Here is a 16,048-nt window from a genome sequence, read left to right on the forward strand (position 1 = left end):
GCGCCCGGCGGCAGCCGTCATCAGTACTTCATCAGCGTCCCCGAACCGCCCGGGGACAGGATCGCTCCCGCCCACCAGAACCCCGGCAGGGAAGCGGACCATGTCTGACACGACGACCACAGGGACCTCGCAGCAGCCACCGGAGGCAGCGGCCCCACCGCCGACGAAACTGCCCCTGCCCGCCCTCCTCGCCCTGGCCACCGCCGTCTTCGTCACGAGCCTCACCGAGACCCTCCCGGCGGGCCTGCTCCCGGCGATGAGCCGCTCGCTGGGCGCCACGGAGTCGGCCACCGGCCAGACCGTCACCGTCTACGCCGCCGGCACCTTCCTCACCGCGATCCCCCTCACCGCCGCGACGGCCGGCTGGAACCGCGGCCGCCTCCTGCTCACGGCCATGGCCGGGTTCGCCGTCGCCAACACGGTGACGGCGCTCTCGTCCTCGTACGCCCTGACGATGACGGCCCGTTTCGTCGCCGGTGTCGCCGCCGGTCTCGCCTGGGCGCTCCTGGCCGGCTACGCGCGCCGCCTCGCCCCGCCGGACCTGGAGGGCAAGGCCATCGCGATCGCCATGGCGGGCATCCCCGTGGCGCTCTCCCTCGGCGTCCCGGCCGGCACCTTCCTCGGCACGACGCTCGGCTGGCGCACCGCGTTCCTGGCGATGACCGGGCTCACGGTGGTCCTGCTCGCCTGGATCCGGCTGACGGTCCCGGACCACCCCGGCCGGGAACGCGCGGCCCGCACCCCGATGCGGCACGCCCTGCGCGTCCCCGGGGTCCCCGCCGTCCTCACCGTCACCCTGGTCTTCGTCCTGGCGCACACGATCCTCTACGCGTACATCGCCCCGTTCCTCGACGACATCGGCCTGGGCGGCTCGACCGACCTGATCCTGCTGGTCTTCGGCGCGGCCTCGCTGCTGTCCATCTGGGCCGTCGGCGCCCTCGTCCACCGCAGGCTGCGCGGGCTCACGCTCGCCGGGACCGTCCTGGTGGCCGCGGCCGCGATCCTCCTCGCGCTGACCGGCGGCTCCGCCGCGCCGGTCTGTGTCGCGGCCGCGCTGTGGGGCCTGGGCTGGGGCGGCATCCCGACGCTGCTCCAGACGGCGGCGGGCCGCGCGGGCGGCGAACAGGCCGACTCCGCACAGGCGTTGCTGGTCACGCTCTGGAACGTCGCGATGGCGGGCGGCGGCGTCGCGGGCGGCGTCCTGCTCCACCTCTCCGGACCGGCCGCGCTCCCCTGGGCGGTGCCGCTGCTCCTGACACCGGTCCTGGCAGTGATCACCGCCTCCCGCGCCCACGGCTTCCCCCGGCCTTGACCCGGCTGCCCGAGGCCGAGATCCGGGTGCGGGAGGCCCTGCCCCTGGACGTGTTCACCGCGCTGGACGCGGGCTCGGCCCGCTCGACGAGCCCGGCGACGGCGGCCCGCTGCTGGCCCACGCAGAGGCCCAGCAGCAGCGCCACCAGGCAGGAGAAGACGTAGTTCACCGAGAACCAGAGCACCAGGGACCGGACGCCGGACCACGTCTGCGCATGCCAGGACGTGAGTACCACGAGCCCGATTCCGGCCGACGCCCAGACGACCCGTCGGCTGTCCGGAGCCCGGTGGGCCCCTTCCACGTGGTACGCGATCGGCGCCGCGAACGCCGACACCTGGAGCACCTTCGCCACCAGCCGGGCGATGCAGGTATCGGTGTCGTGTCGAACATGGTGCGCACCGGTCCCATCCATCGCCGAAAGCACTAACGTGTTCAAACGCATGGGGCGGAGGGACGGGGGAGCCTGAAGTGGACCCGAAAAAACCCGAGTTGGGGTTAGCGGCGATTCTGAAGCAGGCCGGGGTCGGCGATGCGGTCGCATCCGAGCTCGAGAAGTGGCAGGACGAACACGCCACGCGCATTGTCTTCGACCGATGGCTCACTCCTGGCAAGAGCACCGCGGTCCTGGCGGCAGTCGCGCTGACCGGAACGGCCTTCAACGGCAAGGTCGTCATGAAGGTGTGCCCTCAGGGTGCGGCCGGTGGTCGGGAGCCCGGCCAGCACACCAAGGCGCTCGAGGACGCCCCCGAGGGGTTCGCGGAGCACCATCTGGTGAGGCAGCCGGTGGAGCCTGTCAGCGTCCAAGGCGGCATCAAGGTGATGTTCCAGGAGATCGCCGGCGGTAGCTTCCGTGATGTCAGGCCGCTGTCGGCCACCCTGCGGGGGCGTGAACTACCCGACATCGTCAGTGTCGTGGCACGTTCGATCCTCAGCGAATGGAACCCCGCGCCGACTGAAATCCGGCGCATGGCAGCGCGGGACTTCGTCCTGGACCATGTGGGCACAAGGACGGACGAGAACGGCCCGGTCTCGAAGCTGGCCGAGCAACTGGTCTACGAGCCCGCGGAAGAGCAGTTGCCGCTGTGGGTCACCTTCGCGACCGGGGGAACCGTACCGAACCTCGTCGCCTGGCTGAAACGCCTCGACTGGGACGAGCTGGAGAGCGACCACGTGCTCGCGATCCTCGGCCGCGCACACGGTGATCTTCATGCCGACAACATTCTGCTGCCGATGTCACCAACCGTCGATGCCAAGGCCTACCGGCTGATCGACCTTTCGGGATACCGGTCAGATGCGCCGCTCTCCCGGGACATCACTCACTTGACGCTCGCTCTCGTTCTGCGCGAGTTGCCAGAATTGACCGAGCGTCAGCGTGTTCTCCTGTCTGAATTCTTGATCGACCCGGAGGCCGACCTTGAGGCCGGGCTCCACATAGTGGGGCTGGGCAATCTTTCGAACGACATCGCCGAGGCTGGTGAGGCGTATGCCAAACAGCTCTCGATGCCTGACGATTGGCAGGACCAGTATCTCCTGTCTCTGGCGGGGAACGCGCTGCTGTTCGCGACCCGCGAGGCGACGGTCGGATCTCAGGAGCGTTCCTGGTGCTACCAGTTGGCCTGCAGTTCCTTGGGGCGGTTCCTGGAAGAGCACGGCGTGCAGGCGCCCGCGGCGACAGCGCCCCACTGCAGCCTCGCCCAGGCGGTTGAGGCCGCACCTGAGGTTTCGGCCGCTGTCGATCGCCTGGTTGACGTCTGCGACCGCTGGAGTGCCCGCCGTACGACCATCGCGGTGATCGACTCGGCGGCTTTCAGCGGTGAAGCACTCCAGAAGTTCGCCGAACTCGGTTGGAACCTGGTGGTGGAGCTCAACCCCGACACCGATGTGGTCGGCGGTTGGAAGGTGGCCACCTCGGCCGGCGGGGGCCGAATTCATCGACTCCAACTGCGTGACCAAGAAATGATGTTCGGCCGGAATAGCACCAACTGGATCGCGGCAGCGGGAGTCCGTGATGCGGATCCACTTCCTCCGACCGCGGATCTGCGCCGCTGGCGTTCGAGATATCTTCCATTCGTACGAGATTCGCTCGAAGCGCTCAACCGGCACTCTGGCCGGCCGGCCACGGTCGTCTGTTTCGGCGAAGGCGGCAGCGCTGAAAGATCCCTGGTCGAGGCCTGCATCGACGTTTTCGAGGACCGGGCGAAGGTCATTTCGGTCTCCGGCACTGGTGAGGGAAGCCTCGCCGAATATGATGCCGAGCTGCTTGCGTGTGGACCCGCCGACCTGCTCGAAGCGTTGCCCAAGCCCGCGCCGGCGGAGTCGCAGAGCCGCCGGCCCAGGGTGCCGGCCGACAAGACATTCGTCGAAGTCCCCGCCGAATTGCTGTCGCGATTCGAGGACGCCGCCGTACTGCTGCACTCCGAGGTGGGGGTCGAGTCGGAGCCGGGCGAGTTCGAGGTCGGGGCCTTCTACCGAGGCCGTCCCATCTCCTGGTTCGAGCTGGATCTCCACCTCGACCTGCCACGGGCGATCACCGAGGACTTCACCGTCCAGGTGCGGTCGGCTCTGGAGCAGCGGGACACTCTCCGGGTAATGCTCGCCCACAGCCCGGGTGCCGGGGGAACGACCATCGCCCGCCGGGTCGCGTGGACGCTCAAGGACGAGTTCCCCACGGTGGTGGCTCGTGGCACCCAGGACGAGGCGGTCCTCTCCCAGCTGGCGGCAGACCTGTCGAGCGAGACGGGAAGCCCCGTCCTTCTGCTGCTGGAGCTCCTGTCCGAGTCATCCCAGGACCGGCTGTACGAACTGCTGCGGGCGAGCAGTGTGCCGGTCGTTCTGCTGATCACCGCACGCCGGAGTTCTGTCGTTCACGGGGTTGTCCAGACGTCCCCTCAGCGCAGTCTGCGGGTCGGGCCGATGAAACGGAGCGACCGGCTCGAGATGGCCCGGCACTTCACCGATCTGGCACCGGACCGGGAGGAAGCCCTCCTCAATCTGGTCGCTGAGGAGTCTGCTCACAGCGTTCCGTTCTTCTTCGCTCTGACCGCATTCAACGAGGAGTTCGAGGGCCTGCCGGGATACGTCGCCCCGTTCCTCGATCAGGTCATTGATGTCGACCGGGAGATCTGCATACTGCTTGCCCTCGCTCATCGCTTCAGTGGCGTTCCGATCCCCTCCGACCTGTTCACGGAGCTGCTCGGAGTCGCGCCGGCTGATGACGTGGACCTCCGTGCCCACGTCGACGAACACTTGCTGCCGTTGCTCACCGAAGAGAGTCCCGGCATGTGGCGGCTGTCGCACAGCCTGATTGCCGAGGAGGTTCTGCGTCAGCTATTGGTGCCGCCTGGTACGACCACTGGTCCCGAAGACTGGAAGGCCGCAGTGCCGGGCTGGTGCGAGGCGCTCATTCTCCAAGCCGGCCGGGTGTTTCAGAACCGCCTCCCGGATGACATGAAGATCCTGCTCGACCGTCTCTTCATCGTGCGGGACGCCCGGGAGCCGGTGGAGTTCCAGCGGACCGGCGCTTTTACGGAGCTGCTTCAGGAGATGACCGTGCCCGGACGCAAACAGGTGATGCACGCCCTGGTGCAGACGTTCCCGAAAGAATCGCATTATTGGGGCCACTACGGTCGTCTGCTCTCCTACGACTCCGGTGACTTCCGGGGAGCTTTGAACGCTGTGGACAAGGCGATCACGCTGGCTCCGGGCGACTCGTCGCTGCACCACATGCGAGGCATGGTCTTCCGCAACGAGATCAGGTCTGTGATCGAGAACCGGACTCACTCCTACGAGGACGTCAAGATCCGTGAGCGCCGGATCCTGGAGCTCGTGGAATCCGCCCGGGCGTCCTTCGAGAAGGCCACAGAGCTGGACGATTCCAGCGAGTACGGTCACATCGCCCTGGCGCAGATGTGTGTCCGAGTCATCGAATTCGGGTTCGCCCAGTCCAAGGCCGCCACCTATACGGAGTTCCTGGTCCGTCAGACCTCCGGTGCGTACAGAGCGCTACTGGAGCAGGCCGAGAACGCTCTGGACGCGGTGCTGGAGATTCGCGGCTCGGATCGGCCGTCCCATCGGGCGGAAGAGACAGAGGTCGAACTGCAGAAGCTCTACGACAACTATCAGGCGCTACTGCAGGGCTGGCGCAACCTCCTGTCCCGTGCCGATACGTACAAGCCGCCGGTGCGACGCCGACTTGCCCGTGCGTACCGGCAGCGCGCCGGGTCGTGGCGTGCCGCTCAGCCGCGGGACGTGAGCCAGGCGGTCGAGCTTCTGAGCGCCAACCTTGTGGACAACCCACGTGACTTCACGAGCCTGCGCGAGTGGCTGCAGGCAGCTCGATTCCTGCCGGCCTCGCTCGACCGCGCGGCCGACTACGTGGCCACCTGGGCCCGAACGGAATCCACTCGCGACGCCCTGTTCTATGACTACGTCCTCGCCTGTCTGCGCGTTCTTGAAGGCCAGGACACAGCCATCGATGAGTACCGCTCCAAGCTGAACAGGTGTCGTGACCGCGCGACTGGCTTCGCCAATCGCCATTCAACCGCCTACGAGTGGCTGGGCAACGGCGAGCAGTTGGGCCGTCTGGTCTCCCACAAGGACCTGAAGCAATGGAACCGCCGAGAGGGAGAGCCGCCGCCCACCTACCTGACCCGCCTCCAGGGCCGTATCTCCCAGATCAGGAGCCGGGCCTCCGGAACCATCGACTTCGGTCGTGGCATCCAAGCGTTCACCGTGCCGAGCCGGGCCGGTCTCGTCCGAGGCGTGCACGAGAACTGGCCTGTCACCGCGCTGATCGCCTTCCGCTACGACGGTCCCGAGGCGTGGGCGGTCGAACTCGGTCAGCCGTAAGGCGGGTCCAATGCCCGAAGCGCGAGCGGCTGCTTTGGAACGCGGGCGAACGGGACGGCCGGAGGTGTGATGCACATCATGCTGCTGTTGGTGCCGCTCGGGGTCACGCACGAGGCTGTCCACCGGCGTTCAAGTGTGTCTGGCGATGCTGCTGACTTCGGCGCCGGGCGCAGCTACGGCGCTGCACCGATGTGCTCGACACCCACGGCGAGCGGCGGCCTTTCTGATCCGTAGCTCTCTGCGGAGCGGTCAGCGGCGTTCACTCCACAGGTGGACATGATCGGTCGCTATGCACCCTCGGCCCACTTGCGGAAGATCGCGAGTACCTCGGTGAGGTTGCCCGGCCCGCATGAGGCGGTGAAACGGAGCGCCTCGACGCGGGTGAAGATCCAGTCGGTCTCGCTTCGCCTGATGGGCTCGGCGGAGTACGCCGTGCGTTCGAGCGAGGTCTCCTCGAGGTCGATCTCGATTGCCCACCCGGGATTGTCCAGCGGGCCGATCCTGACCCCCCACGAGTGCTCCCAGTCACCGTCGCACTGCTCGGCGTACCACCGCTGAAGCCAGTCGAAGGGGTGCTCGACGCTGTCCATGACGGGAATCCTAGGCGCGGGCACCGGACCACGTGCCTCACGGGCCGACTCAGCGACTTCACGCAGCCCTAGGCAGTGCCCTGGTCAGGTGTGACAAGGCAGTGCGTGTCCACGCCCAGGGACACTTCCTGGGCGTCGGGCTCGTCGAAGCCGCGCATGAACAACAGGGAGGATCCGTCCCGTCGTCCGACTCCGCTACCCCTGCAGCGGACCGGGCGGGAGCCCCCTCACCACGATGTGCTCGCGGCCGGGATCGGTGCCTGCTCCTACCCGGCGCCGGCCGACGGCAACTGAGACGGACAACGACGAAGGCCCGGGCCGTGTGACACGGTCCGGGCCTTCTGCCGGCGGAGGATACGAGATTCGAACTCGTGAGGGGTTGCCCCCAACACGCTTTCCAACTCTGCGGGGGTGCATCCGTGGTCGTTCATGGGCGTTCGGCAATGGGAGGTAGGCCGTCTCTGACTGGCTGTTGAACGCCCGTGAACGTGCACGGATGAGACTGCAGTTGAGACTGTGCTGGCAGGCAGGACACTGAGACGGTCCTGTCCTCGTGGCCCCGTGATGAGTCAGAGAGCGCCGAAAGTAGGTGACCGACGGCGTGCCTCTGTCAGTCCTCGCATGGATGATCTGCTTCCGAACCTGGGAAGACACAAAAGTGCAATCTCAGACACCAGGAGAACCCTGATGCGGTATGCGTAGTTGATGACCAACGGATACCCACAGGATCCACCATGGACTGTGTGCTCCCAGAGCACAGTGGGCGCGAGTGAAGGTTTCTCATGTCGAGGAGAGGCGGTGGCTCCGACTGGGAAATGCCTTTCCCACCTTTCAGACCGAGAACGTGCGAGCCATTGCAATAGCATTTCTTCGAATCGCACTGTCAGTTATCGAGGAACAGTTGTCAATTCGGAACTTTTGCAGCGCATCACGCACGCTTTGGCGGGCTCAGGCGTAGAAGAGGCATCCTTCGATTCTTGCGTTTTTATTGGGGAGTCCATAAGGCCTGCCCAACGTCTCACGACGCGTCTTTCATTCGCCTCGGCAATTTTTGAAGGAGACGCGCGTTTCGATCGGGTGGAGTTTCTGCGAGACGTTGAATTTACCGGGGCTAATTTTAGAGGGAAGGCGATATTTGAGCGGGCGATCTTTCGTGCGGTGGCGGCTTTTGAAGGGGTTAGATTTTCCAGCTGGGCAGATTTCGAAGATGCGACTTTTGCGGAATATGCCACTTTTAATAACTCGCAAATGCGGAAAGCGGACTTCGATGGGGTGCGGTTTAAAGATTACGCAGCGTTCGGCATGACCTCATTTGGCCATGATTCATCGTTTGCTCGGGTGGATTTCGAGAAGATCGTCAGATTTGAGAATGCGACGTTTGATGGTTCTGCCGACTTTAGTCAAGCGAATTTCTCGGGAATGGCGGGATTTGAGGGCGTCAAAATTGCAGGCGATGGCAATTTCGCCGGGGCGATTTTCAAGGAAACTCCCAGATTCGGATCTATTCGATGCGGTCGGCGTCTTGATCTGTCCAATGTGCACTTCGAAAATCCTGTTTTGTTGGTTCTAGAGGCGCGAAAGATCGCTCTCCGGCGCACAAGATTCACCTCGCATGCTTCCATTCAGGCGACGCTGGCTGAAGTGGATATGACGTATGCCATTCTCAACCAGCCGGTAGACGTAATAGGTGGGCCGATAACTCTGGAATTTGCCACCGGCGCGATCAGCGAGCGCGTGTCGCTGACCTCGCTCAGAGGCGTTGACTGTGCAATGTTGACGGTGGCGAACGTGTCGCTGGGTAGATGCACATTCAGCGGAGCTGTACACCTTGATCAGATCCGTCTAGAAGGAAACTGGAACTTCGAGGTTAGCCCGAGAGGCTATTCGTTTTCTCCACCCTTTCACCTGACGCGACGCCAGGTTATTGCGGAGGAGAAGCGTCGGCGTTCGTACTCCGGGCAGTATATTTGGAGTCCGGGTTCGGCGCCGATAGATCGCATTACTCCAGGGCATGGTGAGTTGGCGATAATCTATCGCCAGCTTCGCAAGTCGCGGGAAGATGCGAAGGACGAGCCGGGCGCGGCAGACTTCTACTACGGCGAGATGGAGATGAGGCGTCTAGGCCGATCCTGGAAGACGGCTGAACGATGGCTGCTGCAACTGTATTGGCTTTTGTCGGGGTACGGATTGCGTGCGTCACGCGCTTTTGGCTGGCTTGCCCTAACCATGATGACCACCATCTTGCTCATGATGGCTTTTGGATTGCCTGGCGAATCTCCGAACCAAAGAGTGACCGGAACAGTTCCGTCACAGGGAGGTAAGGTGACCTTCGAGATCGAGAAAGAAGATCCAAAAAATCCATCGAGGGATAGATTCTCCCACGCGAGGCTGCAAGATTCGGTGAACGTTACCCTGAATTCTGTAGTATTTCGTTCGAGCGGCCAGGATCTAACAACGGCTGGCGAATATATTGAGATGACGTCTAGGTTCTTTGAGCCAGTTCTATTGGGGCTGGCCGCCCTGGCAATCCGTGGGCGCGTGAAAAGATAGGAATTTTCGGTTCCTGCGCGATTAGCGTGTTGCTATGTGCTATGTGCTATGTGCTATGTGCTATGTGCTATGTGCTATGTGCTATGGGCGAGGCGAACGCGGCATCGCGGCGGTGCTAGCGAACAGTATGGAGAAGCTTCCTAAGCTGCAGAGGAAAGCCGAGAGGGCGGTGGGGTGACGTCGTGGAAATCGCTAGTCGCTGGGCGTGCCTCGCGTTGCGCGAGCCAGCCGGAGACTCGCGGGCCACCGTTCACCGCCGCACCCTCACTAACTGTGCGTACGTGAGCGAAGCCCTGCCGGATGTAGTAGCGCTGCAACTTCTCGTTGGTTGTCCAGGCGTCCAAGCGCAGCCATCGAGCCCCTGCGTGATGGGCTCGATCGCTTGCCCAGTCAAGGAGTCGCCCACCGAGGTTCTGTCCGGCGTACTCGCGACCCACGGTGAGCTTGTTGATGAACATGCAGGGTTCCCGCAGTTCCTCCTCAGTCCAGAGCCCACCTTCGGCGTCCGGAGTCAGGGTGATCGTGGCCGCAGTTACGTGCCCGTCGCGGGCCATGAAAACGTGTCCCGCCTCGATCGTGGCAAGGAGCTTGTCAGCCGGATACGGACGCTGCCACTGGTCGGTTCCGAGTTGCGACAGCCAGGCTGCCGCCTCCTCTCGGAAGGCGAGCAGCTTGGCCAGGTCGTGCGGTTCCGCAGGGCAGATCTTCACTGGGGTTCGTTCTCTTCTCGTCCGGCTAGATTGCCGATTTCGTAGTTCATCTGGTTCAGGTCGCCTCGGAAGGTTGTGACCGTGCAACGAATCGGACGGTCCTCGGCGTAGCCGGTGCGCGTCCATAGGAGCACGGGCACCCCGGCGCCGATCTCCAAGAGCCGCGCCTCTTCCGGAGTCGGCATGCGCGCGGCGATCTCGTCGAAGTAGCCGATCTGCTCGATGCCGTACGACGCGAGGTACCGAGTGGTGCCTTCTTCGATGTCCCCCGGCTGGGCAAGTCGGGGCGACTGCTCTACGAGCCACCCCGGGTACCAGGTTGCTTGCGTGGACCACGGCACGTCATCGACGTACCGGTGACAGAACCGCAGGACCGTGGTCGATCCAGGGTCGACCTTGAGCCGTTCGGCGACTGTGGGCGATGCGGGAGTCATCTCCACCCGGAAGGTCTGATGCGGGCGGCGGCCGGCATTCGTGACGTCGGTGCTGTACGCGTCTCCGATCTGAGGAAAGCTCAGATTCTCGAACCGCGACGCGTTCAGCTTGAAGACCTCGTGAGACCGAACCTCGTACCCCAGCCCCTGGCTCGACGAGACAAGCCCTTGGGTGACCAGGAGGTTCAGGCCGTTCCGGATGGTGTTTCGCGAAGCGTCAAAGCGCTTCATCAGCTCACTCTCTGACGGCAGCCGCGCCCCCGGCGCGTACGTGCCGCTGTCGATCTCTCGGCGCAGGGCATCGGCCACCTGCCGGTACTTCGGCTGCTTGCTCATGCCCCCATCATGACGCACTCGGTCAACTTGTTGGTACATGTTGGCTCCAATGCCTTGACGGCTCACTGTCCGTCGGTGCAACATCACTGCATCAGCTTGTACCAACAAGTTGAGCAAGCGGTGCAATTCCTTTGAGCTGCCTCCGCTGTCCGACCAGCGTCCGGATGCACGGCCCGGAAAACACGCTGTGGAGAACTCAACAGAGTGCCGACCCAGCCGCATGAGCACGTGCGGTCGCTGGGTGCGGGTCACCATCCCGACCACCCATGTCGGGCCGGGTGACCTGCCCGGATCCGTCCCTCGGGGCGGTGACTGGCAAGCGTGATCTGACTTCCGCAGAACCTTCAGCGGCACCTGCCGCACTTCGAAGTTCAGCCTCACCGCCGCGCTGATCGCGGCGGCCGGTTGCCTCCGCTGCTCGTCTCGTACGAGCAGCGCCGAGGGGAGCCGGATCTACCGACTCCAACGGCGCGCGGCCCCGGTGCTGTAACACCGGGGCCGCTGTTCGGGCCGTTGCCACCTGCTAGGGAGAACACGACCCATGGACCACATCGTCACTGTTCAGGAAGCTGTTACCGCGTTCGAGGACTTCATGGAGCCCACCGACGCGGATCTGGAGGCCATCGAGCGGGAGCTCCCGCTCATCAATGCCGAGATCGGCCTGCTGGATGCGCAGATCATCGTCATCGACCACACGCCGACCGAGTTGGACGTCCGGCGTATCCGCCGGGCCCGCCGCCGGGTGCTTGCCGCGCACCGCGACCTGGTCAACGGCACGGCCGGTCGGACGGGCGGTGTCGCGTGATCCGGATCGTCACCAGGAAGCGGCTTGCGCTGCTGGAGGCCGGCGCGCACGCCGCGTTTGAGCGAGCCCGCCGGGCCACCGACCGCGCGGAGCGAGCGGAGGCGACCACCGATGAGGTAGGCGCGCTGCTCTCGCACGCTGTGCAGGAAGCGAGCGCGGCCGAGCAGCGGGTGCTGCTCGGTCAGATCGAGCTGCGGCGGCTGCGCGAGGAGCTGGCCACGGCCCGGGAGGCGGGGCGGGCGGTGTTCGTGCTGCTGCACTTCGGCACCCCGGTCATGGTCTACCGCAGCCGCGCCGCCGCCTGCGCCGACACTGCTACGCACGGCGTGCGCGCCGATGCGGAGTGGGCTCCGGCGAAGCGGTTCTGGGCGGATGCGGAATGGCTGCTCACGGTGTTCACGTACGACGCCGCCTCACGCGGATTCCGGGGCTGGCTGGAGTTGGTTCCTGAGCCGGTCGGGGGTGCGGCGTGAACGCTGTTCATGTCCGTTCAGCCGAGAAGGCGCTGAACGTCGGAACCTGGCTGATCGTGTTCGGCGCGATGCTCTACAGCGTCCTCACGGTCACCCCGCTCATGGCCGACCACACCGCCGACCGGTGGTCGTGGACGGCTCCGATCCTGCCCCTCGTGGTGGACGCTGCCGTGGTCATCGTGGTCAAGCTCGATGACGTGCTGGCCCGCCTCGGCGGGAACGGCGGCCGGTGGCCGGTCGTGCTGCGCTGGATGACGGGCCTGATGACCCTGGCACTCAACACCGCCGACTCCGCGCTGAAGAAAGACCTGGTCGGCATGGCTGTGCACTCAGTCGCGCCGCTGCTGCTCATCGTCACCGCAGAGACCGGACTCGCCTACCGCCGCGCCATCGCCAAGGCCGTGAGCGCGCTGGAGGCCAAGGAGAAGAGCGAGCGTGCCGAGCGGGAGCAGACGGCCCGTGAACGCGCCGAGCGGGCTCGCGCCGATCAGCGCGAGGAGCGCGAGCACGCCGCGCAGTTGGTCCGTGAACAGCGCGACCACGAAGCACTGCTGGCCCGTGAACAGACCGAGCGCGAAGAGCGCGCCCGGCGCGAGGCGCGCGAGACCCGCGAGCGCGAGCAGGCTGCCGAGCAGGCCGCTCGTGAACGCCGTGAACGCGAGCGTGAACAGCGTGAACAAGAGGCGCTGAACCGTGAACGACAGGCGCGCGAGCGGGCCGAAACGGAACGCCGCGAGCGCGCGCTGAAGGCAGAGCGTGAACAGCGTGAGCGTCAGGAGCAGGCGGCCCGTGAACGCGCCGCACTGCTCGATCGCGGCCCGGCTGAGAGCAAGCTGCCCGAGCACGAAGCGCGCCCGATCGTGGCCGCCGCGTTCACGTCGGGGCTGCCGGTGCGGCAGGCTGCGGAGCTGTCCGGCTGGTCGGTCGGGTGGGTCACGGCCCGCTACGCCGAACACCGCGCCCCGGCCGCCGGCCGCCACGCTGATCTCGCGATCGCGGGCCAGTGATGGCCACCCTCCCCATCTACCGGTGGAACCTCGCGCCGGACGGGTTCGCCACCCGGCGTCAGCTCCGCGCGCTCGGTCTGCGCCCGGGCGGTCAGGATGTGGCGGCCCAGTTGGAGCGGCCCCGGCGTCGTCGGGGCCCGCTGGTCGCCTACCTCTACCGCATCGACCGGGCCAAGCCGGTCCGGCCGATGACCGGCGGACGGTGGGCGGCCCTGGACCGGGCGAACACCGCCCGCCGCACCTGCCCACAGTGCCGACGCGACGCGGGATACGTCATCCCGCCCGCCCTCGGCACGTGTGTGACCTGCGCCTTTCCCGACAACGCCCCGGAGGGTGCGTGATGGAACAGCTCCCCGCACAGCGTCAGTTGACCGTCGTCCAGCTCCCCGACGGCAGCCACGTCTACGCCGACCCCGCCAGCCTCCCGGCCGTGCAGCAGCCCACCGGCCCGCAGGTGGTGCACATCCACCAGGCGCCGCCGGACCGCACGGTGCAGCGCGTTGCGCTCGGCTCCGGGGTCGGGGCCGGGGCGGTCGCGGCCGGCGTCTACTTCGGCCCGCTCCTCGTGGGCGTGCTGACCGCGATCGCCGCGAACCTCGCGATGCTCGCCCTCATGGTGCTCATCGTCGGATGGGGCACGGTCACCGTGGTCCGCGCCGTGGGCAACGGCACCACGAACAAGGGCCGCCGCAAGGGCCGTTGAACCCCACGGCCACACAACGCCCGTAGAGCGCTTGAACCCTCTCGCGTACGGGGTTTGCCTCCCGGCCCTCTGGGTGGCCCTTCAGGGGGCTGCCAGGGGGTTGCACGGCCCTGTTTTCGACCGTCCTTCGCGCGCGGGCGCGTAGGGCCCCCACCCCTCCCTACCGCTCAACTCTGCAACTTCGCAGGTCAGATGCGGTTGCGGGGGTTCAACCGGCGTGGTTGACGCAACCAACCACGCCGACCCATGCAACTCGGTCGGGCCGGTGACGCCACGCAACGGCGCACCGGCCCTCATCCACTTGTCTCGGAGGACTCTCGTGGACTGGAAGCAAGCATGGTCGACCACCACCAACACCACCACTACGGCTCTCAATTCGGTCTCCCCGCTCTGTGCTCCGTTCGCGGTGCGCTGGGACCTGGAGGCCGACCGCCGCACCAAGCTGCGCACCCCGGAGCACCTGAAGGCGCTCATGGCCGCGCAGAAGGAGCACAACGCCGCGCGCTCCACCCTGTCCACGGCCAACAGCCAGAAGCTCACCGCGCGAGCGGCGACGAAGAACCCCTTCGCGGCCAGTCGTCGTGCCGCTCGGGTGGCGAGCAAGGCGGCTTCGCGGCATGAGCGCGACACCCGGGCCAAGCTGAAGGAAGCGCGGGTGAACTACCCGACCACGCTCAAGGCCCGTGCGATCCAGGCGCATTCGGCGCACGCCGTGCCCGGCGCGATCGCGTCCGCCCTGATGTCCACCTCGCACCTGACCATCTGGCCGGCCGCCACATCGGCTGTGCTGATCGGCGCGAACGTCGCCGGTCTCGCGCTCGGCCGCCGCAAGCTGCGCGTCGTGGTCGATGAGTCGCTGTCCTTGGAGGAGCGGCAGCTCATAGAGCGTCTTGACCCGTCGTACTGGGTCGAGCATGCCCCCGACCGTGGCCTGTCCGGCACGGTCACCACCCCGCCCACGATGGAGGCGGGCGGCATCCGCTGCGAGATCCGCCTGGACGGCACATGGACGGTCAAGACGCTATCCGACAAGGCTGACTCCATCCGCGCGCTGCTCGGAGCCCGCACCGCCCTGCGGATGCGCATCACGTCGGCCTCGCGCGGCGGGTGGGCAGTGCTGACAATGGCCACCCGTTCCGCGGCTGCCGGGGTGTCCTCGCTCTGGACCCCCGACCGCATCCCCACCGACCCGACCATGATGAGCCTGGCCCTGGACACCGAGACCGGTGACGAGGTCCTGATCCCGTTCGACGAACGGCTGCTCGTCTCCGGCGCGTCCGGCACCGGCAAGTCCTGGTCTTTCCGTCCCCTCATGGCGACCGCGCACCTGCGCGGTGACCTGCTCCTCATCGACGGCAAGGGCGAAGAGGCCAACATCTGGGAGAAGGTCTGCCGCGTCGCTGTCGAGAGCGACGAGATCACCGACACGGTCGACCAGGCACATGCGGAGATGACGTTCCGCAAGACCGACATGAAGAAGCGCGGGATCAGCGTCTGGGACGGGCGACAGCTCACCGTCGTCATCGACGAGGGACAGGTGATCCTGGCCCTGATCCAGCGCGACAAGGAGCGGCTGCAACGGCTGATCGAGCTGTCCTCGCTCGGTCGCTCGCGCGGCGTCGTGCTGTGGTGGGCCACCCAGTACCCGCTCACCGACGGCTCCGCCCCGGGCGTGCACAAGCTGATCGCCCCGAACCTCCTGACCCGCTTCTCTCTGCGGGTGGCGGGCACGACTCAGGCGCAGGTCGCGCTCGATGACTGCGCGCACTACGCGCCCCACCAGATCCCCGACGGGCGCGAGTACCGGGGCCACGGCTACCTGAAGGGATACGGGCCGCGCATGCTGCGCACCTGGACCCTGGACGACGCCGGCGTTCGCGACCTGCCGAAGTCCATCTGGGCTTCCGAGCAGACCGCGACCAGCGCGGCGGCGCCCGCGCCGCTGCGGCTGGTCAAGAACGCGGCCCCGTCCGGTGCCTCGTCCAACCGCGACAAGGTGCTGGTCGCCGTGACCGTGGGCGCCCGCACGGCCAAGGAAGTAGCCGACGCGACGGGCCTGAACAAGGGCACCGTCTCCCGCGAGATCAAGACCCTCGTAGCGTCCGGCGCTCTGCTGCGCACTGCTGACGGGCGGATCCTGCCCGGCCAGCAGGCCGCCTGACCGCTCCACCACGCACGACAACGGCGGCCCCCATCCGACCAAGAACCGGGGCCGCCGCCAATCCACCTGCCCACGTAAGACCTGTGGAGGTCTCCAGCATGACCCAACCCGTCACCCTC

Annotated in this window: 13 protein-coding genes; 9 read left to right on the forward strand and 4 right to left on the reverse strand. The window is 66.3% G+C overall.

Annotated features, from left to right (window positions below):
* Positions 1 to 100 precede the first annotated feature (100 nt).
* Positions 101 to 1,312 carry an MFS transporter gene (locus tag ABII15_RS19945; protein WP_353943688.1) on the forward strand — a complete coding sequence of 404 codons (1,212 nt, stop codon included), beginning with the start codon at positions 101 to 103 and terminating at the stop codon, positions 1,310 to 1,312.
* Here the strand turns inward: ABII15_RS19945 and ABII15_RS19950 are convergent.
* Positions 1,275 to 1,724: a hypothetical protein gene (locus tag ABII15_RS19950; RefSeq protein ID WP_353943689.1), complete on the reverse strand. Its 450-nt coding sequence runs from the start codon at positions 1,722 to 1,724 to the stop codon at positions 1,275 to 1,277. The genes ABII15_RS19945 and ABII15_RS19950 overlap by 38 nt on opposite strands.
* 56 nt (positions 1,725 to 1,780) lie before the next feature.
* On the opposite strand from ABII15_RS19950, the gene ABII15_RS19955 reads away from it, so the two are divergent.
* Complete coding sequence (locus ABII15_RS19955; RefSeq protein WP_353943690.1) at positions 1,781 to 6,160, forward strand: hypothetical protein; 4,380 nt, start codon at positions 1,781 to 1,783, stop codon at positions 6,158 to 6,160.
* A 287-nt stretch (positions 6,161 to 6,447) separates the two neighbouring features.
* Here ABII15_RS19955 and ABII15_RS19960 read toward each other — a convergent pair whose 3' ends face one another.
* A complete protein-coding gene (locus tag ABII15_RS19960; RefSeq protein ID WP_353943691.1) occupies positions 6,448 to 6,750 on the reverse strand; it encodes an immunity 53 family protein in 303 nt (100 codons plus the stop codon).
* A 798-nt stretch (positions 6,751 to 7,548) separates the two neighbouring features.
* Between ABII15_RS19960 and ABII15_RS19965 the strand changes: the two genes are divergently transcribed.
* Entirely contained in the window at positions 7,549 to 9,300 is a 1,752-nt protein-coding gene (locus tag ABII15_RS19965; protein WP_353943692.1) for a pentapeptide repeat-containing protein, read from the forward strand.
* A 140-nt stretch (positions 9,301 to 9,440) separates the two neighbouring features.
* Here ABII15_RS19965 and ABII15_RS19970 read toward each other — a convergent pair whose 3' ends face one another.
* Complete coding sequence (locus tag ABII15_RS19970; RefSeq protein ID WP_353943693.1) at positions 9,441 to 10,010, reverse strand: GNAT family N-acetyltransferase; 570 nt, start codon at positions 10,008 to 10,010, stop codon at positions 9,441 to 9,443.
* Entirely contained in the window at positions 10,007 to 10,780 is a 774-nt protein-coding gene (locus tag ABII15_RS19975; protein WP_353943694.1) for a GntR family transcriptional regulator, read from the reverse strand. Before ABII15_RS19975 ends, ABII15_RS19970 begins: the two co-directional genes overlap by 4 nt.
* A 541-nt stretch (positions 10,781 to 11,321) precedes the next feature.
* On the opposite strand from ABII15_RS19975, the gene ABII15_RS19980 reads away from it, so the two are divergent.
* The 6 genes from ABII15_RS19980 to ABII15_RS20005 all read left to right on the forward strand — a co-directional run bounded on the left by ABII15_RS19980 (position 11,322) and on the right by ABII15_RS20005 (position 15,929).
* Entirely contained in the window at positions 11,322 to 11,585 is a 264-nt protein-coding gene (locus tag ABII15_RS19980; RefSeq protein WP_353943695.1) for a DUF6284 family protein, read from the forward strand.
* On the forward strand, positions 11,582 to 12,058 hold the full coding sequence (locus ABII15_RS19985; protein WP_353943696.1) for a hypothetical protein: 477 nt from the start codon (positions 11,582 to 11,584) through the stop codon (positions 12,056 to 12,058). The genes ABII15_RS19980 and ABII15_RS19985 overlap by 4 nt, the downstream gene beginning before the upstream one ends.
* Positions 12,055 to 13,065 carry a DUF2637 domain-containing protein gene (locus ABII15_RS19990; RefSeq protein WP_353943697.1) on the forward strand — a complete coding sequence of 337 codons (1,011 nt, stop codon included), beginning with the start codon at positions 12,055 to 12,057 and terminating at the stop codon, positions 13,063 to 13,065. Before ABII15_RS19985 ends, ABII15_RS19990 begins: the two co-directional genes overlap by 4 nt.
* The gene (locus ABII15_RS19995; protein ID WP_353943698.1) at positions 13,065 to 13,406 is read left to right on the forward strand and encodes an RRQRL motif-containing zinc-binding protein; all 342 of its coding nucleotides are present in this window, start codon (positions 13,065 to 13,067) and stop codon (positions 13,404 to 13,406) included. The genes ABII15_RS19990 and ABII15_RS19995 overlap by 1 nt, the downstream gene beginning before the upstream one ends.
* Complete coding sequence (locus tag ABII15_RS20000) at positions 13,406 to 13,768, forward strand: DUF6251 family protein (protein ID WP_353943699.1); 363 nt, start codon at positions 13,406 to 13,408, stop codon at positions 13,766 to 13,768. The genes ABII15_RS19995 and ABII15_RS20000 overlap by 1 nt, the downstream gene beginning before the upstream one ends.
* Before the next feature lie 319 nt (positions 13,769 to 14,087).
* Positions 14,088 to 15,929 (forward strand): ATP-binding protein, encoded by a 1,842-nt coding sequence (locus ABII15_RS20005; protein WP_353943700.1) that lies wholly within the window; start codon positions 14,088 to 14,090, stop codon positions 15,927 to 15,929.
* The last annotated feature ends 119 nt before the right edge of the window (positions 15,930 to 16,048 follow it).

Origin of the sequence: Streptomyces sp. HUAS MG91 (genome assembly GCF_040529335.1) — a bacterium.
GTDB classification, from domain to species: domain Bacteria; phylum Actinomycetota; class Actinomycetes; order Streptomycetales; family Streptomycetaceae; genus Streptomyces; species Streptomyces tabacisoli.

Coding starts and splice junctions, on each gene's coding strand:
- ABII15_RS19945 (WP_353943688.1), top strand. CDS start 101: ATGTCTGACACGACGACCACAGGGACCTCGCAGCAGCCACCGGAGGCA.
- ABII15_RS19950 (WP_353943689.1), bottom strand. CDS start 1,724: ATGGATGGGACCGGTGCGCACCATGTTCGACACGACACCGATACCTGC.
- ABII15_RS19960 (WP_353943691.1), bottom strand. CDS start 6,750: ATGGACAGCGTCGAGCACCCCTTCGACTGGCTTCAGCGGTGGTACGCC.
- ABII15_RS19975 (WP_353943694.1), bottom strand. CDS start 10,780: ATGAGCAAGCAGCCGAAGTACCGGCAGGTGGCCGATGCCCTGCGCCGA.
- ABII15_RS19980 (WP_353943695.1), top strand. CDS start 11,322: ATGGACCACATCGTCACTGTTCAGGAAGCTGTTACCGCGTTCGAGGAC.
- ABII15_RS19995 (WP_353943698.1), top strand. CDS start 13,065: ATGGCCACCCTCCCCATCTACCGGTGGAACCTCGCGCCGGACGGGTTC.
- ABII15_RS20000 (WP_353943699.1), top strand. CDS start 13,406: ATGGAACAGCTCCCCGCACAGCGTCAGTTGACCGTCGTCCAGCTCCCC.